Annotated in this window: 19 protein-coding genes and 1 tRNA gene; 8 read left to right on the forward strand and 12 right to left on the reverse strand. The window is 51.0% G+C overall.

The window, feature by feature from the left end; genetic code table 11:
• Nucleotide 1: 1 nt before the first annotated feature.
• A tRNA-Asn gene (locus G461_RS0114490) sits at nucleotides 2-78 on the reverse strand.
• A 597-nt stretch (nucleotides 79-675) separates the two neighbouring features.
• On the opposite strand from G461_RS0114490, the gene uvrB reads away from it, so the two are divergent.
• The gene (gene uvrB / locus G461_RS0114495) at nucleotides 676-2700 is read left to right on the forward strand and encodes an excinuclease ABC subunit UvrB (protein ID WP_425393838.1); all 2025 of its coding nucleotides are present in this window, start codon (nucleotides 676-678) and stop codon (nucleotides 2698-2700) included.
• A gap of 90 nt (nucleotides 2701-2790) precedes the next feature.
• Here uvrB and tpiA read toward each other — a convergent pair whose 3' ends face one another.
• Both tpiA and G461_RS0114505 read right to left on the reverse strand, forming a co-directional pair.
• The gene (tpiA, locus tag G461_RS0114500; RefSeq protein ID WP_026960466.1) at nucleotides 2791-3543 is read right to left on the reverse strand and encodes a triose-phosphate isomerase; all 753 of its coding nucleotides are present in this window, start codon (nucleotides 3541-3543) and stop codon (nucleotides 2791-2793) included.
• A gap of 116 nt (nucleotides 3544-3659) precedes the next feature.
• The gene (locus G461_RS0114505; protein WP_169720199.1) at nucleotides 3660-4412 is read right to left on the reverse strand and encodes a YdcF family protein; all 753 of its coding nucleotides are present in this window, start codon (nucleotides 4410-4412) and stop codon (nucleotides 3660-3662) included.
• Nucleotides 4413-4630: 218 nt separating this feature from the next.
• Here G461_RS0114505 and G461_RS0114510 point away from each other — a divergent pair, with 218 nt between their 5' ends.
• On the forward strand, nucleotides 4631-5821 hold the full coding sequence (locus G461_RS0114510) for an amino acid aminotransferase (protein ID WP_026972372.1): 1191 nt from the start codon (nucleotides 4631-4633) through the stop codon (nucleotides 5819-5821).
• A 79-nt stretch (nucleotides 5822-5900) separates the two neighbouring features.
• Here the strand turns inward: G461_RS0114510 and G461_RS24350 are convergent, their stop codons facing one another.
• Entirely contained in the window at nucleotides 5901-7130 is a 1230-nt protein-coding gene (locus G461_RS24350) for a GGDEF domain-containing protein (RefSeq protein ID WP_051333587.1), read from the reverse strand.
• A 163-nt stretch (nucleotides 7131-7293) separates the two neighbouring features.
• Between G461_RS24350 and G461_RS0114520 the strand changes: the two genes are divergently transcribed.
• Both G461_RS0114520 and G461_RS0114525 read left to right on the forward strand, forming a co-directional pair.
• A complete protein-coding gene (locus G461_RS0114520) occupies nucleotides 7294-8835 on the forward strand; it encodes a DUF3369 domain-containing protein (RefSeq protein WP_026972373.1) in 1542 nt (513 codons plus the stop codon).
• Between the two features lie 174 nt (nucleotides 8836-9009).
• Nucleotides 9010-9813, forward strand: coding sequence for an outer membrane protein OmpK (locus G461_RS0114525; RefSeq protein ID WP_026972374.1), 804 nt, complete (start codon nucleotides 9010-9012; stop codon nucleotides 9811-9813).
• Between the two features lie 93 nt (nucleotides 9814-9906).
• On the opposite strand, the gene G461_RS26640 is transcribed toward G461_RS0114525, so the two are convergent.
• From G461_RS26640 to glcF, 5 genes are all read right to left on the reverse strand, one after another.
• Nucleotides 9907-10179 carry a DUF3634 family protein gene (locus G461_RS26640; protein ID WP_035480401.1) on the reverse strand — a complete coding sequence of 91 codons (273 nt, stop codon included), beginning with the start codon at nucleotides 10177-10179 and terminating at the stop codon, nucleotides 9907-9909.
• 125 nt (nucleotides 10180-10304) lie between these two features.
• Nucleotides 10305-11459, reverse strand: a complete 1155-nt coding sequence (locus tag G461_RS0114535) for a tyrosine-type recombinase/integrase (protein WP_026972375.1) — start codon at nucleotides 11457-11459, stop codon at nucleotides 10305-10307.
• Nucleotides 11460-11683: 224 nt separating this feature from the next.
• Nucleotides 11684-12166: a hypothetical protein gene (locus tag G461_RS0114540; RefSeq protein WP_026972376.1), complete on the reverse strand. Its 483-nt coding sequence runs from the start codon at nucleotides 12164-12166 to the stop codon at nucleotides 11684-11686.
• 327 nt (nucleotides 12167-12493) lie between these two features.
• The gene (locus G461_RS0114545) at nucleotides 12494-13183 is read right to left on the reverse strand and encodes a glutathione S-transferase family protein (RefSeq protein ID WP_026972377.1); all 690 of its coding nucleotides are present in this window, start codon (nucleotides 13181-13183) and stop codon (nucleotides 12494-12496) included.
• A 101-nt stretch (nucleotides 13184-13284) separates the two neighbouring features.
• Complete coding sequence (glcF, locus tag G461_RS0114550; protein WP_026972378.1) at nucleotides 13285-14559, reverse strand: glycolate oxidase subunit GlcF; 1275 nt, start codon at nucleotides 14557-14559, stop codon at nucleotides 13285-13287.
• Nucleotides 14560-14854: 295 nt separating this feature from the next.
• Between glcF and G461_RS0114555 the strand changes: the two genes are divergently transcribed.
• The 4 genes from G461_RS0114555 to G461_RS24360 all read left to right on the forward strand — a co-directional run bounded on the left by G461_RS0114555 (nucleotide 14855) and on the right by G461_RS24360 (nucleotide 20456).
• Nucleotides 14855-16144: an FAD-binding oxidoreductase gene (locus G461_RS0114555; RefSeq protein WP_211236281.1), complete on the forward strand. Its 1290-nt coding sequence runs from the start codon at nucleotides 14855-14857 to the stop codon at nucleotides 16142-16144.
• 149 nt (nucleotides 16145-16293) lie between these two features.
• Nucleotides 16294-17238 carry a DUF7973 family transport facilitator gene (locus G461_RS0114560; protein WP_026960132.1) on the forward strand — a complete coding sequence of 315 codons (945 nt, stop codon included), beginning with the start codon at nucleotides 16294-16296 and terminating at the stop codon, nucleotides 17236-17238.
• Nucleotides 17239-17259: 21 nt separating this feature from the next.
• Entirely contained in the window at nucleotides 17260-18756 is a 1497-nt protein-coding gene (locus G461_RS0114565) for an FGGY family carbohydrate kinase (protein WP_035480402.1), read from the forward strand.
• A complete protein-coding gene (locus tag G461_RS24360; RefSeq protein WP_051333588.1) occupies nucleotides 18753-20456 on the forward strand; it encodes a glycerol-3-phosphate dehydrogenase/oxidase in 1704 nt (567 codons plus the stop codon). Before G461_RS0114565 ends, G461_RS24360 begins: the two co-directional genes overlap by 4 nt.
• Nucleotides 20457-20533: 77 nt before the next feature.
• On the opposite strand, the gene G461_RS0114575 is transcribed toward G461_RS24360, so the two are convergent.
• The 3 genes from G461_RS0114575 to G461_RS0114585 form a co-directional block, all read right to left on the reverse strand.
• A complete protein-coding gene (locus G461_RS0114575; RefSeq protein WP_157360330.1) occupies nucleotides 20534-21496 on the reverse strand; it encodes a YhfZ family protein in 963 nt (320 codons plus the stop codon).
• Nucleotides 21497-21598: 102 nt separating this feature from the next.
• Nucleotides 21599-22057, reverse strand: a complete 459-nt coding sequence (locus tag G461_RS0114580; protein ID WP_026972382.1) for a hypothetical protein — start codon at nucleotides 22055-22057, stop codon at nucleotides 21599-21601.
• Nucleotides 22058-22231: 174 nt separating this feature from the next.
• Entirely contained in the window at nucleotides 22232-22840 is a 609-nt protein-coding gene (locus G461_RS0114585; protein ID WP_026972383.1) for a hypothetical protein, read from the reverse strand.
• Between the last annotated feature and the right edge of the window lie 159 nt (nucleotides 22841-22999).

Raw genomic sequence — 22999 nt, forward strand, 5'->3', positions numbered from 1 at the left:
GTGGCTCCCCAGGTTGGAGTTGAACCAACGACACATGGATTAACAGTCCACCGCTCTAACCAACTGAGCTACTGGGGAATCGCTTCGCTTAAGTGCGGGGCGCATGTTAATAATTACCCCTGTAGCTGTCAACTGAATAACTATCAAAATTCGAGGTTTTCGACTGTTTGCTCAAAGGCTATCCAACTTTCGATAAACCTGCTGATAATTCGGGCATTTAGCGCTGATTATTTCGAATTTTAGATAGACTCACTCGACATATTAAAAGCCTTTTAAATCGAATTTAGCGATAAAAAAACACTTGAATTCATCGCAGCCCAGTTGTGTTGCGTTATTACTACAGTTATCCACTGATTTTGTGGATAACTGTGTGAATGCAAATTGGCTAAATCCCTCAGAGCCCCGCAAACAGTGGCTTTAGCTGATATTGCGAGCATTAATAGCACGCTGTCAACCGTTTATAAATCAGATAGATAGCGAAACATCGCGGTAAGTGGCTAAGAATACTAGTAATTTGCTTGAGCGCTGACGTTACGCACTGATATCTTGTGCATTACTTTTCATTAACATACCTAATTGGCACTATTTTTGTTCAAAACTGAGTGGGGAAATGGCACTAAGTGATATGCGCAGAAACACAGCTAGGGGTCGCGGGAGTAACTCGCTTCGCGTAACATGTCCGGTTACACCCGATCCAAGGAGTTTTACGTGGTCAAAAGCTTTCAACTTGTCTCCGATTATCAACCGGCCGGCGACCAACCTAAGGCGATCGCAGCGCTGTCTGACGGCATTGAAGATGGGCTAGCCCATCAAACCTTGTTGGGCGTTACCGGCTCAGGGAAAACCTACACGGTCGCCAACGTTATTGCCAAGCTTGAGCGCCCAACGATTATCCTCGCCCCAAACAAGACCCTGGCGGCACAGCTCTACAGTGAAATGAAGGAGTTCTTCCCGCATAACTCGGTGGAATACTTCGTTTCCTACTACGACTATTACCAACCCGAAGCCTATGTGCCGAGCACCGATACCTTTATCGAGAAGGATGCGTCGATCAACGCCCATATCGAGCAAATGCGTCTGTCAGCCACTAAGGCCTTACTCGAGCGACGCGATGTAGTGCTGGTAGCCTCTGTATCTGCCATTTACGGTCTGGGCGACCCGCAGTCCTATCTGCAGATGATGTTGCACCTCACCGTTGGTGAGCAGATTGACCAGCGGGCGATCCTGCGCCGCTTGGCCGAGCTGCAATACACCCGCAACGACGTAGCCTTCCAACGCGCCACATTTCGGGTGCGCGGCGAGGTGATCGATGTATACCCGGCGGAATCGGACAAGAATGCGGTACGCATCGAGCTATTTGATGGCGAAGTAGAGCGCCTCAGCGCCTTCGACCCGCTAACCGGCGTTGAGGAAGAAACCTTAGCTCGGGTGACAATTTATCCGAAAACTCACTACGTAACCCCGCGTGAGACCATCCTCGACGCCATCGAGCATATTAAGGTCGAGCTTAAAGAGCGTAAAGCGCAGCTACTCTCGGCCAACAAACTGATCGAAGAGCAGCGCATCAGCCAGCGCACCATGTTCGACATCGAGATGATGAATGAGCTGGGTTATTGCTCAGGGATCGAAAACTACAGTCGCTACCTGTCAAACCGCGCCGCCGGCGAGCCGCCACCAACCTTGCTCGACTATCTGCCCGATGACGCCTTGTTGGTGATTGACGAGTCCCACGTGACCGTGCCGCAGGTGGGCGCGATGTATAAAGGTGACCGCTCACGTAAGGAAAACCTCGTGGAGTACGGCTTCCGTTTGCCTTCGGCGCTAGACAATCGGCCCCTTAAGTTCGAAGAGTTTGAAAGCATCGCGCCGCAAACCATCTTCGTATCCGCCACCCCGAGCAAGTATGAGTTGGACAAAAGTGATGGTGACTTTGTTGAACAGGTAGTACGGCCCACCGGTTTGCTCGACCCAGAGCTTGAGGTTCGCCCGGTCGCCACCCAGGTAGATGACTTACTCTCTGAGGTACGGATCCGCGAGCAACGCGACGAACGTGTGCTGGTCACCACCTTAACCAAAAGGATGGCCGAAGACCTTACCGAGTACCTCAGCGAACACGGGGTAAAAGTGCGCTACCTTCACTCTGACATCGATACCGTAGAGCGGGTAGAGATTATCCGCGACTTACGCCTTGGCGAGTTCGATGTTTTGGTGGGGATTAACCTGTTGCGAGAGGGGCTGGATATGCCCGAAGTCTCATTGGTTGCGATCCTCGACGCCGACAAAGAAGGCTTTTTGCGCTCTGAACGCTCGCTGATCCAAACCATCGGCCGTGCCGCACGCCACCCGGAAGGCAAAGCAATCTTGTATGCCGATAAGGAAACCGAGTCGATGAAAAAGGCGATGGGCGAAACCAACCGTCGCCGCGAAATCCAAGCGGCCCATAACCTTGAAAACGGAATAACACCGAAGAAGCTAAACAAGAAGATTGCCGATTTGGGTAACTTCGGCAAGGCTAAGGTGAGCAAAGCCGCAGAGCCGAAAGGCAAGTATCATGCAGCCAGCCCAGATGCGCTACTCAAACGCATTAGTGAACTGGAGAAACAGATGCTCAAACATGCGCAAGAGTTGGAGTTTGAACAGGCCGCCGCACTGCGTGATGAGATTACTGGGTTACGCGAGCAGTTGATCGAGGTTAGCTAACAGCGTTTAGCCGAACGCAAACAGTCATAAAGCAGCAGACACAAAAAAAGGGCCGTTAAGGCCCTTTCTTCTGCCATTCAGCAGAGTTGCTTAGTTAGCAGCAGCGATGATGCCTGCGAACTCGTCAGCAACCAAAGATGCACCGCCTACCAGGCCGCCATCGATGTCTTCTTGACCGAACAGCTCTTTAGCAGTGGCAGCTTTAACGCTACCGCCGTAAAGGATTTGTACTTTAGCAGCAACGTCAGCGTTTTGAGCAGCCAACCACTTACGGATGTGAGCGTGGATAGCTTGCGCTTGCTCTGCAGTTGCAGATTTACCGGTACCGATAGCCCATACTGGCTCGTACGCGATAACTGCATTGTTGAAAGACTCGATGCCGCACAGGTCAACAACGGCTTTCAGCTGAGTTTCAACAACTTCTTCAGTTTTGCCAGCTTCGTTCTCTTCCAGAGTTTCACCGATGCACAGTACTGGTACCAGATCGTTAGCTTGGATAGCTTGGAACTTCTCAGCAACAACTTGATCAGTTTCAGCGTGGTACTGACGACGCTCGCTGTGGCCAACCAGGCTGTAAGTACAACCGAATTCTTTCAGCATTACAGGTGAGTTTTCACCAGTGTAAGCACCAGAGGTGTTTACGTTAGCGTCTTGAGAACCGTAAGCGATAGGGGCATCACCAACCAGTGCTTCAACTTGTCCCAGGAAGATCACTGGTGGGCAAACAGCTACTTGTACGTTGGTTGCGGCTTTCGCAGGCTCGATTAGACCGTTGATCAAGGCAGCCACAGACTCTTTAGTACCGTTAAGCTTCCAGTTACCCATTACTAGTGGTGTTCTCATTGTTTATGTCTCCTTATTGGTAAACTGGCTCGATTATAAAGAAACGGCTACAAAATCGTAGCCATCAAACCAAGAAATAATTGTTAAACGGTTAGTTTCTGATCTAAAGCAAGACCTCAGCGAATGTAGCTGAGGATTTTCTGCCACCAAATACCCAGTTTTTCATGCCATAGCGCATCAAAGCGTTGCATAAAGCGAGAATCTGGCAGTAACTCGTGAAGCAGTAGCTCACCCTGAAGCTCTTTCCCGTAAAAGTCTGTCGGTACAGCGGTAACTTCTGACGAGTAGCGTTGGAAGTGCGCTAGCGCCCGAGGCATATGTGCGGCACTGGTGACCAATGCGGTGGGGCGGTCACCAATATAGTTAGCGATTAACGCCGCTTCTTCAGCAGTGTCTTTGGGCTTCGGTAGGGTAATGATGCTTGCCGGTGGGATCTGCGACTGAGTTGCCACCTGATGCATTAGTTCGGCGTTGCTGCGCGGGTCGCTGCCGCCGTAGCCCGAAACTATCAGCCGACTTTGCGGGTTAAGCTGCATCAGCTCAATGCCCTTAAGGATGCGTGCAAGTGACGCCCGGCTGAGCTGTTCAGTCGGTGAGAGTAGGGGGTCGCTGATATGCCCTGCACCCAGCACCACAACAAAATCGAACTGTTCTATCTCTAGCTGCGGGATCGGCACTTGACGCTCATAGTCGAGCAGTTGCTGATTAACCCACCAAGGGTTTGAGGTGAGCAACAACACGGCCATGGCCGGCAGCAAGGTAAAGGCTGCGCGAATGGGCCGTTTACGGAAACACAGATAGACGCTGAGTAGCATAAGTAGCAGCGCGATATTCAGCGGCATAAGCATAGAGCCAAGCCACTTTTTCAATATAAATCCGAAACTTAATTCCATGTGGATTCCAACAACTTGCTGTGTAATCCATCTTAGAGGATTCAAAGCGGGGTTTTAAGTCCATTTATCTGCTCTGATGGGCAAAAATTACAATTAACCGCTTAGAAAATAGCGTTTTGCCTACAGACAGTGATGGCCCAACTACGGTACTATTTCAGGTAGTAAAGGAAGCACTATTAGTAGAGAGGAGCATTATGTTCGAACGTGTTGTCGCGGCGCCCGCCGACCCAATTCTGGGACTCACCGAAGCATTTAAACAAGACCCACGGTCTGAGAAGATCAACCTAGGCGTAGGTATCTATAAAGACGAAACCGGCGCGACACCAGTATTAGACTCAGTAAAGAAGGCAGAAGAATATCTGCTCGCTAACGAGAAAACCAAATCGTACCTGAGCATTGAAGGCACCCCTGCATACGGCCTTGAGGTGCAGAAACTGTTGTTTGGCGAAGATAGCTCAATTATCGCCGATAAGCGCGCATTCACCGCCCAGTCTCCCGGTGGCACCGGCGCGTTGCATAATGCCGCCGAGTTTGCAGTTAACCACCTTGGCGTTAAGCGCATCTGGGTGAGCAACCCAACCTGGGCTAACCATGGCAATATCTTCAAAGCCGTTGGCCTGGAAGTAGTGAGCTACGACTACTACGACGCAAACACCAAGGACAAAGACTTCGCCGCCGCGTTGGCCTCACTGCAAAACGTTGCAGCGGGCGACTTGGTATTGTTCCACGGCTGCTGCCACAACCCGACCGGTATCGACCCTGACGCTGAGCAGTGGCGAGCGCTGTCAGAGTTGATTCTAAGCAAGCAAGCACTGCCGCTATTTGACTTCGCCTACCAAGGCTTTGCCACCGGTGTGGAAGAAGACGCTCAAGGCCTGCGCATCTTTGCTGAAACTCACCCAGAGTTGTTGGTCGCCAGCTCGTTCTCCAAAAACTTTGGCCTGTACAGCGAGCGGGTAGGTGCTTTCACCTTGGTATCTAAGAGCGAAGAGGAAGGTAAGAGCGCCTTTAGTCAGGTGAAAGCTGGCATTCGTGCAAACTATTCAAACCCACCTTCTCACGGTGCAGCCATTGTAACCACCGTGCTGCAGGATCCAGAGCTGAAAGCCTTGTGGATTGAAGAAGTCGCGCAGATGCGAGTACGTATTAAAGAGATGCGCGATCTGTTCGTGGAAACCTTGAAGGCCAAAGGCGTAACGGGCGATTACTCATTCATCCAACGCCAAAACGGCATGTTCTCATTCTCAGGGCTAAGCAAAGAGCAGGTAGCCAAGCTGAAAGATGAGCATGCGGTGTACATCGTGGGTTCTGGTCGTATCAGCGTTGCTGGTATGACTCGCGCCAATATGGACGCCCTGTGTCAGGCGATTGCTGCTGTAGTGTAAGCTGCAGTTAGCACTCGTTGTAAATGCAAAAAGCCAGGCTAATTGCCTGGCTTTTTTAGGTTTAAAGGGCTGAACACCACTATTTTCGCGCCGCGACTACTTGGTTACGGCCGCCTTCTTTGGCCTTGTACAAGGCTTTATCGGCGTCTTTGATCACCTCTTCCGGGTCGTCGTGCTTCGCTGTTTTAGTGGCAACACCAATACTGACTGTGATTTGCACCGTTTTCTTCGGTTTATTGCTATCTTGGCGGTCTTTGGCACTCTGCTTGTCGCGCTTTTTCTTATCGCGAATGGCGAAAGGCGTGTCTGCGATCTCTTGTCTGATCGCATCAAGGTGCTCCTTGGCGTGCTCGATATCATCGGTCTTGAACAGCGCAGTGAATTCTTCACCACCGTAGCGGAACACCTGACCTCCACCGCCTACCGTGGCTAAACGACTGGCAACCATGGCCAGTACATCATCGCCCACGTCATGCCCATAGGTGTCGTTAAAGCTCTTGAAGTGATCGATATCGACCATCGCCACCGTGTACTGACGTCCAATGCCCGACAACTTTTCAAACAGCATACGCCGACCCAGCAAGCCGGTGAGTTCGTCGCGATAGGCCAGCTCATGGGAGGTGCGCATTCCGCTAATCAATACCAACAACATCGATGCGGAAAAGAACACCGACGAAATCGCTTCCCTATCAAGAAACGCAAGTGGTGCGATGGCGGCCAGCAAGCTAAAAAACAGGCCCATCGACATGCTATTGGGCTTGAGCAAAAACAGCACAAAACTGATCGCCATCCACAGCCCCGCGGCGGCCAACGCATACAGGCTAATGATCAAGCCTTCGATAGGCCGAGGGGCAAAGGCGTGCTGGGCCAACTCGAGCAAGGCTTGCGGGTGGGTCATCACGATCAGATAAAGCGCCAGGCCCTGTAAGGCCACTACGCCGTACATCACTTTTGCTCGCAGCGTTTTAACGCCGTTCTCGTTTATCGCCTGATTAAGCAGTAGGTTAAACGGCACCAGTAAGCTGACCAAGGTGAAGCACAATAGTGCATCGGGCTGAGAGAGCGGCTGTTGCAAAAAACGATGAATCAACCAATAGGAGAAGCAGCACACAAGCACCACAACCACCAGCTGTCGGCGGTTAAACATCCAAGATAGTGAGAGGGCGACAGCGCCAAGCGCATAGGGGAGCCATACGAAGATAGCCTGTAAATCTACCGAGAGAGAGGGATACCAATAGAGCGCAGCACAAGCTGCCAGCAATACCACCAAAGGGAGCGCGATATTGCTGTTTTCGATACGTTGTTCCATATTCTTTGAGTTATTGAATTTTCACGCAATTTTACGCCACTTGGCCAACAATAGTAATTATTTTAGTGGTCCATCGCGAATTGCTGCGTTAAGCCAGTGCAAACGTTGCTTAAGTAACATGGCTGTTCTAGCTTTATAACATAACAAGTTAGGAGACCGATTAATGAGTGACTTGGTGTTCATCGATGATATCGACACTCCCTCACAGCAAAAAGACCTACCAACCTGGAAGCTACTAATTGTCGATGATGAGCAGGAAGTACACTCAGTAACGCGCTTGGTATTGTCAGATGTAGAGATCGACGGCTATGCCATCGAGTTCATATCCGCTTACAGCGCTGAAGAAGCACGTAAAGCCTTCAACGAACATCAGGATATTGCGATTGCGCTGATCGACGTGGTGATGGAGACCGAGCATGCCGGATTGGAGTTAATCCGCTGGATCCGGGAGACCATGCAAAACCACGCCACTCGCTTGATTCTGCGCACCGGCCAGCCAGGGCAAGCGCCTGAAGAGTCGGTCATCAAAAACTACGACATTAACGACTACAAAAGTAAAACCGAGCTTACCGCCACCAAGCTCAAAACCATTACCTATTCAGCAATCCGCTCTTACCGCGACATCCTTTTTATCGAGCGCCACCGAGCCGGGCTTATCAAGGTTATCGAGTCTACGTCGCTAGTACTTAAAAGTAAGACCTTGTACCACTTTGGATCCGCCGTACTCAAACAGTTAGTCGAGTTGTTCCAGCTAGATAGCTCGGCGATGTATATCACCACGCTAACCGAAGATGTACTAAGGAATCAGTCATTTAACGTACTAGCCGCCACCGGTGACCTCGTCGTGAAACAGCACGAAGACTGCGATATCGACAGCAGTCGTCAGGTCCCGGAAGATGTCAGGCTCTACTTGAAACAGAGCCTCGAAGAACGCCGTTCTATCATCACCAACTCCTGTTATGTGGGCTACTATCCCACCGATAGTCGTAGCGTTAGCTTGCTGTACGTAGAGCACAAAAAGCCGTTAGATGATATCGAGAAAAGCTTGCTGGAAGTGTTCGCCGCTAATATTGCGCTCACCTTTGAGAATCTCACCATCAAGGAAGATATCCAAGATACGCAAAAAGAGCTCATTTTCATCATCGGCGATGCCATTGAACAGCGCAGCAAAGAAACTGGCTCCCACGTTAAGCGGGTCGCGCTGATTTGCGAGCTAATGGCGCAAAAACTCGGGTTTGATAACGAGTACGTTGAAGCCATCAAGCATGCTGCGCCGCTGCATGACTTGGGCAAGATTGCCATTCCGGAGTCAATCCTTCACAAGCCCGGGAAACTTGATGCTGAAGAGTGGGAAATCATGAAAACCCATGCCCAGGTAGGCTATGACTTGCTAGCGGGTTCTAACAAAATTATCGCTAAACTCGGTGCCGATATCTCGCTATACCATCACGAGAAATGGGACGGCAGTGGTTATCCTAAAGGTCTGGCCGGCGAAGATATCCCAATTGCCGGGCGTATTATGGCAATTACCGACGTATTCGATGCCCTTGGCGCCAAGCGCTCCTACAAAGAGCCTTGGTCTTATGACGAGATCAAGAAGTTCATTGTTGAGCAGCGCGGCAAGCACTTTGACCCGCAATTGGTCGATATTCTACTAGACAACTATCAGGACTTTATCGACATCCGCGAGCGCTTCCCAGACTAGTCAAACCTCCCGCCATTGATGTTAACGCGATACAAACGGTCGCGTTAGACACACTTATCCATATTTTGTTCCTATAAAATTTACGAATACCTGCATAAATCTCTTTTTTATCTTTGGTAAAAACTGTATTATCCCGCCCGAATTATCCAAACAACCTTATTTCGGGCTTACTAAATGCTGAAAAAACTATCTATTGCAGCCGTAGCTGCTGTTGGCGTATCTGGTGCAGCAAATGCAGAATACCTGTACGGCTTCGGTGGTATGTATGTTGATCATCAGAGCTGGGACCACGGTCTTAACGAAGTTAACAACCCTAAAGGCCGTAACCAATACGTGATCGGTATCGAAGGCGGTGCTGGCTTCACTTGGGGCGAACTGTACGGTTTCTACGATTACGAAAACATCGGTAATGCACCTGATCAACGCGCCGCAGCAGCAAAAGCAACTGCGCACGTTTACCTAGGCGACACTGGTGCCAGCATCTATGCGCAAGTTTATGATTTCGGCAGCGACATGCAAAGTGAGCAAAACCGTGTTCTAGGTTTGGGTTACACCAAGCTTGGCGGTGACAACTGGTTCTTCAAGCCTTGGATCGGTATTCACCAAATTACCGTTAACGATGGATTTGCTAAGTGTGAAGACCAAAAAGATCCTCGAGCTCTGTGCCCGGGCGGGGAGTATGACTACTCAAAACACAATGGTTCTAATGGCTACATGGCAGGTTGGACCGCCCGTTACGCTTGGAACATGTTTGGTCAAGATTTTTCAGTTGTTAACTGGAACGAAATTGAGTTTGACCGCAACGAAACCTTGGCAAAAGCGCAAGGCGGAAAAAATGCGTGGAACGGTGGCGCAATGCTGTCTTGGCACATCACCGACAACCTGTACACCGGCGTGACCTACCGTTACTTCCGTAACAAACTTGGCCACGAAGGCTACGGCGACTTGTTCATCTACCGTATCGGTTACAACTTCTAAGTTGTCATCGAATATGGAAAAGCCCGCTTAATGCGGGCTTTTTGCTATCTACGCATTCACACAAACGTAGCACCGATAGCTGAGGTAGGGCGCTTACTTGCGAAGTCCCGGTTTACTCGATTTCACCGGTTGATGACGCCACACATTGCGCAAGCGTTGTTGGGTAGTTTCGGGGACTGAACTTGAGAACTCTAGCTGTATGTAACCTTTGCGGGGCATTCCATAGATCTTGCCCTTAAAGGCGCGAGTGGCTTGACTCACTGCCTTTATCTCTTCGACAAAATAGTTGGGTACCGATCCCTTGGTACAATTAATCCTCACACCATCGACAGATACAACAAAGTGTGCAGTAATTGCCTTAAGCATAACCTACCTTCAAAAGTGTTATTGGCCAACAATAGTTCGGAACACCCTGATTTTCAATCACTTTAACCGGCAATCAGACTGGCGAGCATACTTATATCGCATCGTAACAGGCTACGTATTTGCGGTTAGAACTGATCAGCTAAATCTGCCATGGCACCAGCTTTGCGATAGGGCTCAATATAGCGAAGCAACATTTTCAGCGAGCTCCAACGCCCGGCTAGCATAATCTCTGCTGGTGACTTGCCGATTTGCGTTAACCAAATGGCAGAGCCAATCCTAAAGCTGTGGGTGGTAAATGGTTTACTGCTCGAGGGTAGTAAACCGTCTTGCTTCAGTACTGTTGTTATCCGCTGTAATGATGCATAAAACACCGACATCGATACCCGCTCATAGCCCCGGGTCTGTGCAGTGGTCAATAGGTAATGACTCGGCTCAGATCCAAACGGACTATCCTGGGTAAATCGCTGATAAAGCTGCAGGGCGTAGGGCGATAAGGGTAAGTATCTAGGTATGCCGCTTTTATTAGTTTTGTCCCAGTCCAAACGGATATTGGCTCCCATACCTATACCCGGCAACACCATAATATGTTGATGCTGCAAACGCTGCAGTTCCTCTCCTCGCAGCATCGCCTCGAACATAAACTGGCAGATCAGCAGGTCGCGCAGCTGTAATCGGTCATCGCCTTGCTCAAAACGTAGCTTGATATGATCGCGATACTGCTTGGTAAACGGAACAGCTTGTCCTCGCGTTTCTCGACCGTTCGCAGCGAGCTGATCAAGGGTTCTTCGCAGCACTTGTAGGTAGCGACGAGAGTTAGTGGGCGAGGGTAGCGCATGCTGTTTACTCAATGTTGCCAAGGCCCAAGTATCCCGCTGTAAGGTAGATGCGCTTACCCCTTTAACCGGCTCTTCGGCCCGCTTTTCCTTGCGACTTAAGTAGTGCTTAATCCGTTCGGCATAGTCCAAGGTCGTGTTGCCGCCTATCAGAGAGATCGCCTCATAAGCGCGAAACTCAATATAGCGGCACGCTAGATCGATGGATATGGGGTAGGGAATAGCATTCAGATTTTCTTGCTCAGCCAGGTAGTAACGAAATGCCTGCACCGCGTTTAAAAAGGCTTTTTCAGAGTTGCGATGGGGATTGTAGGCCTCGCGTTTTTGGTACTTATACCAGTGCTCGCGATGCCGTTTAATAGCCGCTTCAAAGTCAGGGTGCTCAGTGATATCCAGCTGTCGCAACGAGGCCTGTTGAACATACTCCTCAAAATGCTCGGCCTCCATGGCAAGCAGATCAATGCTGGACCAGTCGAAGGAGCTAGGCGTTATAACGTTTGCAGTGTGGGACAAAAAGTTGCGGGGCATCGAGTGAAAGTACAGTAAAAACAGTAGCTTCTATTATCTTCGAAGCAGCCATATAAAAGCAAATAACGACCACATATTTGCTTTACGAGAAAATAATGTACATAAATCGCGCAAACAGATTTGCTTTAGCGAGAAATGAACGATTAATGAAGCCACACAAAAAGCAGACGTACATAGAGCCAGGATGTAGCCACCAACAGAACAAGTTGACCTACAAAGAAAGGAGCAAACTGACGAAACGTTGAAGATAGATTCATAAGACCAAGAACCATGACCAGTACAAGTAGTGATACAAACACTAGAAAGATTTTGAAGTTTGCAGGTTTGTTGGCTTCGAGATTCTTCCGATAGGTATAGATAGAGAATGCGAGTATCATGCTGGTTGCCAACCACTGAGATAGGCTTGACCAAAACCAAACGGCACTGGTGTTGTACTGAAACGCCAGTAGCCCGAGTGGAATCAAACACAACCAAAATGAAGTAACTCCGCAGCTAAGCATCGCCCAAAATCTACCGTCGGCACGCCAAGACGATTGCCGCCGAGTAAACAACGAAACAACTGTTGAAAATCCCAACAAGGTAATTGCGAGTGCAGCAACTGAAAACAACGCAGTAGTTTCTTGCATAAGAGCTCCTTGGTTAGATAAACGAACTACAGCGCGAATCTCTAAATCCTAGTAGAACCCGACCAAAGTTCTAGCACTAGGTGTAGAGCCACGCAGCAAGCGCTACAATAGCGAACGTAAGCCATTGAACATAATGGATTTACCATAAAATCTAAATACTGATTTCACTTATCAGACCATTCGGTCTGCTAAGTGCCTCAGAATCCCCCTAGGATTGCGCAGTGCGCATAATGTATATTATGTTAAATATGATATTCAACTAACTGGATGCGCGGAACGCCTGCCTTGGCCTTGTAGGCTCCAATATCCTCTACGCCACTACACGCCTTACTTACCACGTTGCTCTTTAGCGAAGTTCGACGGATATAACGCACGCTGTGCTTCATCGTCCATAGTAGATTTAAATGTCAGCTTACTACCGATACTGTGTGCCTTTGCTACTGCGGGACGACTGTCTATCTGCTCGAACCAACGCTTTACGTTTGGATATGGAACAAGTTCATCATCATCCAATGCAAAGCGCGATCTATCAACCCAGCCCCATGCGGAAATATCCGCGATCGTGTACTCGTTACCGACAATAAAATCTCGCCCCTCAAGGTGCGCATCTAATACCTCGTAGTGGCGTTGGGTTTCTCGCAGATAACGGTTCTGAGCATATGGGATCTCTTCTGGCGCTTTGTGTAGAAAGTGTACTGACTGACCAGAGAATGGGCCTAGGCCTGACGCTATAAACATCATCCACGACAACAACTCTGCGCGATCGTTGGGCTCGCCACCTAGTTTTCCGGATTTCTCTGAGAGATACATTAATATGGCAGTTGAGTCGAAAACACGCTGCCCGTCATCCATGATGGCGGGCGTTTTACCGTTTGGATTGATGGCTCGGTACTCAGGCGTATGCTGTTCCCCTTTTCGGGTGTCAACAGCAACTAATTCAAATGGCAGATTGGTTTCTGCCAAAAATAGCGCAACCTTCATTGGGTTTGGTCCCGGATTGAAGTAAAACTTGAGCATAGTGATAATCCTCTTCGAATCGATTGTAGGAAATACTAACGAGAGGCCGTTTCGCCACTCTAATACGCGCCCTGTACCGCCCTTCTCTCTAAAGGTCTGATTTAGTGATTCAATCTGTCGCCTAATAACGATTCCACTAAACTCAGCCAAGGCACGACGGGCACTTTTGATTTCTCTGACAAATGAACCTGGCAACTGGTGTTCGCTGTTACGATGTAATCGGGCTCGTCGACTTGCAGTTTTTTCAACTTGTCTGCCCTGAGCTGTGCTGCCGTCTCCGGCTCGAACACTGAGTACGTGCCGCCCGAGCCACAGCAAAGATAGCTGTTTTCGACATCGAGCAAACTAAAGCCAAGTCCCTTCAGCACTCTTTCGACTGTGTCATGTTCTCCGAGTCCATGCCGTAGCGAACACGATGTGTGAAATGCAATGCGTAACGTTGCAGTCTTGGCCTTTATCTCTTCGCTTGCTATCTCATCGATATGCTCGTTAAGCAGCGCAGCCGGATTCTTCACTAACTTAGCGATGTGCGCTGCGCGTCTTATATAGTCGGGTTCAACCCGCATATGCTTGGGATACTCGATAAATTGGAGTTGGCAGCTCGAAGAGGTATGAATGATTGCAGCAGCGCCTTTCTTCACCAATGGCCATAGCGCATCGATGTTCGCTTTCATTAACTGCGTTGCTTGAGCGTGGCTGCCCAAATGTTGTGGCAAGGAAGCGCAGCATCCGACCTTTTTTACCACTCGGGCATCTAATCCAATGCAATTGGCAATACGTATCAGGCTATGGTTTGAGATTGAGTCGGTTAATGAATCAGCACACCCTTCTAATAACAGAATACAAGGCCGTGTTGGCGTATCGTCGCTAGCGCTAAACGCAGTTTTGTTAGTTCGACGTGGGAGTTCGCCGCTCGTTAACGATGCGCAGTGACTTCGCGCCGCTTTCAGTTCGGGCTGGCAATGGCGTGCCAGCGCTAACACCAAGCTAGCTCGCTTTCGGTATGGCAGTGTTTGGCAAACTAGCCAACGAAACATTCTTTGTTTGAAGGGCCTTGGGTAGCGTTGCTCCATCAACGCCCTCGCCTGTTTAATCAACTGCCCGAACTCAATACCTGCAGGACAGGTGGTCTGGCAGCTTCTGCAGGCAAGGCACAGATCCAACTGTTTTCTGATGGCCGGTGTAACGGGCTCGCCCTGCAAAAAGCCTTTGATAGTAGCAATACGTCCGCGCGGGCCAAGTGCTTGGTCTTTAGTTAACACAAAGGTAGGACAGGTCGCATTACAAAACCCGCGATGAGCGCACTTCTTTATATTCGCAGCCGCACCCCTTGCCAGTGACGAACTTTCAAGGCTTTTGTCCAATTGAACCAGCATTGCCTTTCCTTATTACATTGAGCGAAAACTAAACAAAGTTTTTGAAGCAACTCTCGTTTTCTAATTGCTTGTTTTGACAATAACTGCACAGCTCTGAATAATCAACATATCGAATACTCCGATATATGATTATTAAGTATAAGACGTATCCTGAATCCTGTTATCGACCTATGCGAGGATCCCCATGCCTGATCTACAAGCGATAGAAACTACTTTAAAACAGACACTTAGCGAAAGTGAAGTCTCCAGTTCAGTTAAAGATCTAGAAATGAGTAGCCACGACACGTGGCCCTTGATGACCAAGTTAAATATGTTAGGTCAACACCCCAATCAAGCCGATATCGTAGTACGCGCCCGCTGTGAGGACGACATTACAAAGGTGTTGGCCATAGCCAATGAACACAAAATTCCGGTTACTACCCGCGCCCTTGCCTCCTCGGTAACGGGCCAGCCTTTACCCACTAAAGGCGGCATTGTATTAGATATCTCCGAGATACCCAGCGAGTTTTACATTAACGAAGCCAATATGACGGTCACCGCAACCTGCAGTTTTAACGGCGGCGATCTGGAAGATCTGCTTAGCCAGCAAGGCTGGACCATGGGCCACTCTCCCCAATCGCTTTACCGCTCAACCGTTGGCGGTTGGCTAGCAACCCTTGCAACCGGGCAGTTTTCCTCACTTTACGGCGGCATCGAAGACCTAGTCATCGCTTACGATGTCATCCTCGCCACTGGCGAGAAAGTCACCCTAAAAGCCAATCCGCGTGCGGCGATGGGCCCCGATCTACGCCAGCTATTCCTCGGTTCTGAAGGTACCTTGGGGATCATCACCTCAGTCACCTTGAAGATGTTCCCGCTTCCTGAGGCGGAAGCATTAATGACTTATGAGATCCCAACGGTTAAAGAAGGTTTGGCTTTAATGCGGGAGATTGGCGCGGCCAACCTTAAGCCTTTCTTGGTGCGCTTTTACGATACCGAAGAAGCCAAGCACGCCATGCAAGACCACAACTTCGCCACCCCGGTGCTGTTTTTGGGTAGCCGCGGCCTGCCTGCGATGGTTGACACCGAACAAGGTGTACTCGCCGATTTAGTCGCCAAACACGGCGGTAAGCCACTTGGTAGCGATGGCGCAAAAGCCTGGATGGAGCGGCGCTTTGACTTCTCAACCGTGGAGAATCTGCTTGCTACCAAAGGCGGCTTCGGCGAGACCATTGAAATCGCCCATAACTGGGATTCCATTTATCCATTGTGGGAAGAACTTAAACAGGCCTTGGCACCACTGTCCGACGAGGTGTTATCGCACTTCTCCCACATCTATAACCAAGGCACCTCCATGTACATGATCCTGCTGTCGCAAACCGAGAGCGATGAAGTCGCGGTTGAGCGCTTAAGGGAGCTATGGAAGACCACCATGGAAGTGTGCATTAAGCACGGCGCCGAGCTGTCGCATCACCATGGCGGCGGTCTGGCCCGTTCTCCTTATAGTCGCCGCTCCTTGGGCAGCGCACACCTGGTGCTACAGAAATTGAAACAAGCGGTAGATCCTAACGCCATTTTGAACCCTGGCAAGTTAGGTCTCGACTAATAGAAAGAAGCTTTACCCTATAAAACAATAAGATAGACGCGCACCTCGACGGCCGGTACTGGCTGTAGTTATCCGCTGGTACCGGCACATAAAGAGCCCACCAAAAACAATAAAGGGCTCACCCCTACACTCTACGAAAGGATAACAACATGGACACACTGTTCAACATGAGCGTCATGGAGGCGCTCGGCGCGATAGCAGGCGGCTTTCTGGGCGCAACCTTTGGTGCCCTGGTCGCCTTTGTTTTTACCGGATTTGCGATTCTCATTGGTATTGCCATTGTGATTGGCTCTGGTGATCCCACCTTCTTGAACGTAATGGGCTTGGGGCCATTTTTCGGCCCGCACATCTCATTTGCTGGCGGCATCGCTGCTGCGGCATACGCAGGCAAGAAAGGTTGGCTCACCAGCGGCCGCGATATCGTTACCCCCCTAGTCAGCTTGGGTCGCCCCAGTGTATTGCTGGTAGGGGCGGCATTTGGCTTGTTCGGTTATGTGGTGTTCTCAGCCCTTAACCCGGTCGACGGCGTTGGCAGCTTTACCGACTCGGTTGCGCTGACCGTGGTGATCTCGGCGGTGGTTGCGCGATTGATGTTCAGCGAGTGCGGCATTATCGGCCAGCATTGCGAAGGCAAACAAGGTTGGGCACGCTTCAAGCCCTGCGAGCAACACGGCTGGCTGCCCTATCAAGATTCCTACGCGATGACCGTGACCTTGGGGCTGTTTGTCGGTGCAATCTCTTCATGGGCAGCGCTACTACTTATACAGGCCTACCCCCAAGCACCGGGCGTTATCCTTATCGGTTTTGCTATCTCTGCCGTGTCGCTGTTGTTCCTTGGTATGAACGTAATGGTGCCAGCAACTCACCACATTACCCTGGTTAGCGCAGTATCTGTGACCACCTTTATGGGTTTGGTAGAAAGTGATGTCGCTATTGTGGTGATCGGTGGCATTGTGGGAATTATCACTGCGGTGGTTGGGCAGCTGTTTGCACGATTCTGGTTGATTCGCGCAGACACTCATATCGATCCGCCGGCCAGCGCCATTTGGCCGGTTACCTCTGCCCTGATTGTTTTGTCAATCGCTCTACGATAACAACAACGCCAAGGAATGATAATGAACAACAAGCACATACTCGTGATCGATGCAGGCACCACCGGAATTCGCGTGCTGATTTACAATGAACGTAACCACATACTGGCGCAAGCCTACACCGAGTTTCCTAACTATCACCCGGCGGAAGATCGGGTGGAACAAGATGCCAACGAGATCTGGGCAGCCACCCAGCAGATGATGGACAAGGCCTTAGACTTTCTTTCTCTCAGGCTTAACGATATGTCCTGTATCGGCATAACCAACCAACGCGCAACTACAGTGATCTGGGATAAAGCCACCGGCGAGCCGGTTAGTCGCGCCATTGTCTGGCAAGACACCCGCACCGCTAGCCGGGTTGAAGAGCTGCAACCCGAATGGGCTGAGAAGGTCTATCAGCGCACAGGCTGGGCATTGGCTCCGGTTTATTCGTCGCTCAGTATCGAGTGGATCTTAAATAATGAGCCGGGCGTTAAAGAGCGTGCCCAACGCGGCGAGCTGGCCTTCGGCACCATCGATTCGTGGTTGGTTTACTGCTTAACCGGCGGTGCGAATCATGTGATCAGCGCCTCCAATGCATCGGTGACCGGTTCCTACGATTTAACTACTGGGCAGTGGTACGAAGAGTGGCTGAGCGCGCTCGATATACCCTTGTCGATGCTCCCAGAAGTTTGCGACGACTCCGGAGAAATTGGCCGCACAGACGAACGTGTCACTGGGGGAAGCGTGCCAATCTCCGGGGTTATTGCCGACCAACATGCCGCCCTATTCGCCCAAGGCTGTATCGAACCGGGTATGGCCAAATGTACCCACGGCACCGGTACCTTCCTTGACTTGTTGATTGGCGAAGAACCAAAGATTGATACTAACAGCGGGATCTGCTGCCAGATAGCCTGGCGTTACAAGGGCAAAACCCTCTACGCCCTGCAGGGTTACGCGGGTTGTACCGGCTCTGCCATACAGTGGTTGCGCGATGGTTTGCAGATTATCGACTCTTCGGCTGAGTCTAAATCGGTGGCCTCTCAGGTGCCGGACAATGGCGGGGTGTACTTCGTCCCTGCTCTCACCGGCCTGTCAGCTCCCTATTGGGACCCCTATGCGCGCGGCACCATCCTTGGGATCTCTCCCGGAACCACGCGGTGTCATATCGTGCGTGCGACCTTGGAAGGCATTGTCTATTCGGTGCGCGACTTTATTACTGAGATGCAAAAGATTTCCGGGTTCGATATCAAGAGCATCGCGGTGGATGGCGGCGCGTCGAAGAACAACCTGTTAGTGCAGTTCCAGGCCGATCAACTTGGCGTGGATATCGTGCGGCCCCGTAATGTAGAAGCGACAAGCCTGGGCGCTGCGCTTATGGCAGGTTTAGGTGTTGGGGTTTGGAAGAACGAGAAAGAGTGCTTTGCGGTTAGCCGTAACCGTCAGTTGTTCAAGCCGCTTATCGACGAAGCCACTCGCGAAACCCAGTACCAGACTTGGAAGCTCGCTGTAGAACGTTCACGTAAATGGAGTAAGTTATGAGACGTGCAAGCCTATCCTCAATTGAACAGGTAGTGTTCGATGTTGTCGTGGTGGGTGGTGGTATCACCGGCTCTGCCATCGCGCGCGATGCAGCGCTGCGAGGTATGAAGGTGCTATTGGTGGAAAAGGAAGATTTCGGCTCGGGCACCTCGAGCCGCTCCTCCAAGCTGATCCACGGCGGTCTGCGTTATCTGGAGACCTACCAGTTTGGACTGGTCGCCGAGTCAGTTCGGGAACGGGAGCTGGCCTTACGGCTGGCCCCGCACCTGACCAAGGTCCAGCCCTTCCTGTATATGTTCTACAAAGGCTGTCCGGATAAGAAGTGGCTGCTCAACCTTGGGATGACCTTCTACGACGTCGTATCGGGTAGCTGGAGCAAGCGCCGCCACCAAATGCTGAATAAGCAACAAGTGCTGGCCCGCCAGCCCGGTTTTCGTGCCGATGGTCTGCGCGGCGCGGCCATGTTCTACGATGTGTCGACCGATGACGCACGCCTGACCATCGATACCACTAAAAGCGCTTGGGAACATAGCGCTCAAGTGCTTAACCACTGCAAAGTCACCGGCCTGACCTACAGCGAGAACCGCTGCGATGGCGTGCAGTTGACCGACCTGCTCAGTCAAACCCAAGCAACGGTTAAGGCCCATTATGTGGTCAACGCCACCGGGCCGTGGAGCGACCAGCTATTGTCGATGGAGAAGCCGGAATCGGCTATATTACGCCCCACCAAAGGCGTTCATATCGTGTTGCGCAAGCAAGACTTTCCGCTTCACTCAGCGGTGTTTATGCGCTCCCCTGATGATGGCCGTGTGGTGTGGCCGATCCCTTCCACCCAAGATGATCGGGTATTCATCGGCACCACCGATACCACCTTCGACGGCGACCCCGATCGGGTTGTGCCAGAAGAGAGTGATATCAGCTATCTGCTCAACGTTGCCAACCACCTGATGCCCAGTGCCAAGCTGGATAAGCAGCATGTGATTGGCTCATGGGCTGGGTTGCGTCCCTTGATTGCACCGGCTGGCGATCTCAGTAACGGCCAGACACCGCGTGAGCACCAGATCATGACCAGTGATTCCGGCGTTTACTCCATCGTAGGCGGCAAGCTGACCAGCAATCGCGTGATGGCTAAGCAGGTGCTAGATAAGCTCGTAAAGAGCGACAACTACACCTATTTGTCGCCGAGCCTGCAAGCTTACAGCGCCGATAAGGTGGTGCTAAGTGGCGGCGCCAAAGATGCCGACACCCACTTCGATAAACATCAGCCCTATCAGCAAAACCGGGTCGTGGGCGAGATAGAATCGCTTGGTGTGCCCTATCGCTATGCTAAGTCCTGGGTGGCACGCTATGGCCACAATGCTCGAATCGTCGCGGCGATTTGGAATGAGAGCGTGGATTATCAAAGCGACCTTGGCGCACGCGCCTTAACCATCGCGGAGCTTCGCTACTGCGTGTTGCATGAAGCAGCCAGCTCGCTAAAAGACCTGCTGGTTCGCCGTACCTCAGCGTTCTTCTGGGATAGCAAAGGCGGCTTGGACAAGATTGGGCAGATAGCGCAAGAGATGCAAAACCTGCTCGGATGGAGTGAGGAGCGTAAGCTGAGTGAAATCGACGACTACTTCGATTTAGTCTGTGCCCACCGCGCTTGTCCGATTGAAAAGCCTACGCTCGAGGTAAAACAAGAGAGCACAACCGCGTAGACCTTCGCTTAATTGTCCCTCCAATGCCATGGAGTCTGCCCCGAAGCGTAATGCTCGGGGCTCTTTTTTAATCGTTGCTATAAAGAGCTGAAGGCTTTGGCGTAAGGATCTTCACTTGAGAAGGCATTCGATTGGGCATTCTGCAGCTGGCGACTGTTGATCTCATCGAGCAAGGCGACCAACTCAGGTCGCTTAGGATTAACCACGAAGGCAGCCGCCGAAATAGCTTGGTGTTGCTCGATGGCTGCAGGCTCACTCAGGCGGTGTGCCTGTAAGCCGGCTAGCTCAAGTGGTACGGGGCTGGCGGTAATGTGCCAAAGCCCGGCGTCTACATCGCCGCGCAACACCCTAGCGGGTACATGACGAAAATCAGTTTCCAAGTATTCGAAGCCTTCTTCGATTGGGAACTGCTTTTGGGTGATCGAGCTGTGATCAGAAGATGCGGGGTCTATAGCAATACGGCGCCATTGCGTCTGGGGCTTATCGGCCCGTGACACCACCACTAATCGCTGCATCGAATAGTAGCTATCGGGCTTGAGGCATTTTTGCTGCCAGGTTTCTAGGGCTGAGCTCATATTGTCGGCCGCGCCTTTAGAGACCAAGGCAATATCGAACTTGCCTTTGTTTACCAGCTCTACTCGCTTTTCACCACCAGGTTGGTGCTCAATAAAGTAGGCGATATTCAGGGCGGTAAGCTTAGCGGTGATATGTTTGATCAGCGCGTCTATCTCAATCGAACCGCTACTGGGCATCAATAGTTGAACCGGCGCTAACTTGGCCAAGTTCCAACAGGTGCCGGTGTCGAGCTGAGTGATCTCTCGCCCCATATGGCCTTTGGAACGAGTAACTAAAGCCTCGCTGGCGCTTAGGATCTGCAATGCGCGCTGGATGGTGCCAGCAACGATGCCATGCTCTTCCAGTAATTGCACATTGGTGGGAAGCTTTCCGCCTACCCCGGCGAATAACGCGTGACTAACAATGACTTGCTTAGCGTGGATGATCGCCTGCTCGGAGACGGCACTGAGTTTTGCTGCGGCCACAATCAAAGACCTTATTAATGTATTCCTGCACTGTCTTCGATACTAACGTAACTAATCCGTTGTTACCATTGAAGAAAGTGAGCTAAACGCAGGCTTTTAGTTTCACGAATCGTGTTGGATCTCCCACGGACTCCACACCTTAAAACGTGAGCTGATCAGATGGAACTCATGCTCGATCAGCGCTGCGCCCGGCGCAATCGTCACCTCGGCGTGAGTATCGTCCGACCAGGTGGCAGTCACCTCTGGATAAGTAAACTTGTCATCTTTGCCTGCAAGTTCCAGAGTGTGGCGATAGACGATAATCCCACTTGGGTCTTCAGGTTGGTTGGTCATCAGCAGTTCGATGTGCTTCTCGCTCTCGTTGCACACCTCGGTTTGATAGACCAAGGTACGCTTGGCGTTAGGGCTATTGAAGGCATCGCGGTGGGTAACCATACAACTGTTATGTGTATCGAATACCCACGAATCGTCAAACACCAAATAGAGGAATAGGCACATACTGGTGACCCCCAGTAGGTGCTTAACGCTTTGCGATAGCAATGGATGAATCTCTAGGCGCATTACCAGACTTCCTTGTCGTGATCGGCTTTTGATGTTGGCATTTGATGATGGGAAACCCCACTCAATCCAATCAGGTTAACATGCGCTAGTTACAAGATTATTGATACAGACACGCAAATGCCGAGAAAAGCGCAGCCTACCAGCGTGCGTCCCCTGTTCAGCCAGCTATCCGCGCTAAGGTAAGTGTTCCGCCAAGTAGGCCATCGCTTGCTCATCCTGCAGCTTGTCGGCGTTGGCTTTTGCCTTTGCTTTGGCTTTGCGACTATGCTCCCACCCTGCCAGATAAGCGTGTTTTAACAGCGCCGCGACCGACTCGTGAACCGCTGCAGGCGCGTTGGCCAGCAGTAAGGCACTGCGTTCTTTGGCGGAGAGCTGCTGGTTTGTCAGCGCCAGTTGTAGCTCCAATGGCAAGCTCTCGCTCAGTTCGCTAGGCTCGGCCGCGATGATGTACTCCAAGGCGGCATCTATCCCCTGTTCGGTGTTGCGATCAAAGCCTAGCGCGACTTGGGCTGCGCGGATCCGCTCGGCAGTCTCCTGCTTCACCGTAATGGTGGTCTTCTTTAGCGTGTGCTTGGATTTATAGTTTCGATAGCGCGCGCCCAAGGTTTGATAGCTCTTGAGCAGCAGTAAGGGCTTGAGCGCTTTCATGCACTCTTTGTAGCTGAGGGATTCCGGCGACAATGGCCGACTTTGGTACGCCTGTTCACTGTGATAATGCGCCAAATCTTCGGCAATGCCTTGATAACTGGGTAGCGCAATAAACGCCTGCCAAAGGGAGTCCATTGATAGATGACCTAATACGATTCTTGTAATTTCGAGCATTATGGTCTGTTTAACTACGTGCTACAACTCGGCAAATTCATCGCCTGTTGCAAGCAGGGGCATGATCACACGTTTTATATCTTCATACTAAAGAGGTAGTAATCTGCGCTAATAGCCGCT

The organism is Aliagarivorans marinus DSM 23064, from assembly GCF_000429485.1.
Lineage (GTDB): Bacteria > Pseudomonadota > Gammaproteobacteria > Enterobacterales > Celerinatantimonadaceae > Aliagarivorans > Aliagarivorans marinus.

What these genes read in the sequence shown, in the direction of transcription:
- uvrB (WP_425393838.1), top strand. Translation starts at nt 676, where the DNA reads ATGTCCGGTTACACCCGATCCAAGGAGTTTTACGTGGTCAAAAGCTTT.
- tpiA (WP_026960466.1), bottom strand. Translation starts at nt 3,543, where the DNA reads ATGAGAACACCACTAGTAATGGGTAACTGGAAGCTTAACGGTACTAAA.
- G461_RS0114510 (WP_026972372.1), top strand. Translation starts at nt 4,631, where the DNA reads ATGTTCGAACGTGTTGTCGCGGCGCCCGCCGACCCAATTCTGGGACTC.
- G461_RS24350 (WP_051333587.1), bottom strand. Translation starts at nt 7,130, where the DNA reads ATGGAACAACGTATCGAAAACAGCAATATCGCGCTCCCTTTGGTGGTA.
- G461_RS0114520 (WP_026972373.1), top strand. Translation starts at nt 7,294, where the DNA reads ATGAGTGACTTGGTGTTCATCGATGATATCGACACTCCCTCACAGCAA.
- G461_RS0114525 (WP_026972374.1), top strand. Translation starts at nt 9,010, where the DNA reads ATGCTGAAAAAACTATCTATTGCAGCCGTAGCTGCTGTTGGCGTATCT.
- G461_RS26640 (WP_035480401.1), bottom strand. Translation starts at nt 10,179, where the DNA reads ATGCTTAAGGCAATTACTGCACACTTTGTTGTATCTGTCGATGGTGTG.
- G461_RS0114535 (WP_026972375.1), bottom strand. Translation starts at nt 11,459, where the DNA reads ATGGAGGCCGAGCATTTTGAGGAGTATGTTCAACAGGCCTCGTTGCGA.
- G461_RS0114540 (WP_026972376.1), bottom strand. Translation starts at nt 12,166, where the DNA reads ATGCAAGAAACTACTGCGTTGTTTTCAGTTGCTGCACTCGCAATTACC.
- G461_RS0114545 (WP_026972377.1), bottom strand. Translation starts at nt 13,183, where the DNA reads ATGCTCAAGTTTTACTTCAATCCGGGACCAAACCCAATGAAGGTTGCG.
- glcF (WP_026972378.1), bottom strand. Translation starts at nt 14,559, where the DNA reads ATGCTGGTTCAATTGGACAAAAGCCTTGAAAGTTCGTCACTGGCAAGG.
- G461_RS0114555 (WP_211236281.1), top strand. Translation starts at nt 14,855, where the DNA reads ATGACCAAGTTAAATATGTTAGGTCAACACCCCAATCAAGCCGATATC.
- G461_RS0114560 (WP_026960132.1), top strand. Translation starts at nt 16,294, where the DNA reads ATGGACACACTGTTCAACATGAGCGTCATGGAGGCGCTCGGCGCGATA.
- G461_RS0114565 (WP_035480402.1), top strand. Translation starts at nt 17,260, where the DNA reads ATGAACAACAAGCACATACTCGTGATCGATGCAGGCACCACCGGAATT.
- G461_RS24360 (WP_051333588.1), top strand. Translation starts at nt 18,753, where the DNA reads ATGAGACGTGCAAGCCTATCCTCAATTGAACAGGTAGTGTTCGATGTT.
- G461_RS0114580 (WP_026972382.1), bottom strand. Translation starts at nt 22,057, where the DNA reads ATGCGCCTAGAGATTCATCCATTGCTATCGCAAAGCGTTAAGCACCTA.
- G461_RS0114585 (WP_026972383.1), bottom strand. Translation starts at nt 22,840, where the DNA reads ATGGACTCCCTTTGGCAGGCGTTTATTGCGCTACCCAGTTATCAAGGC.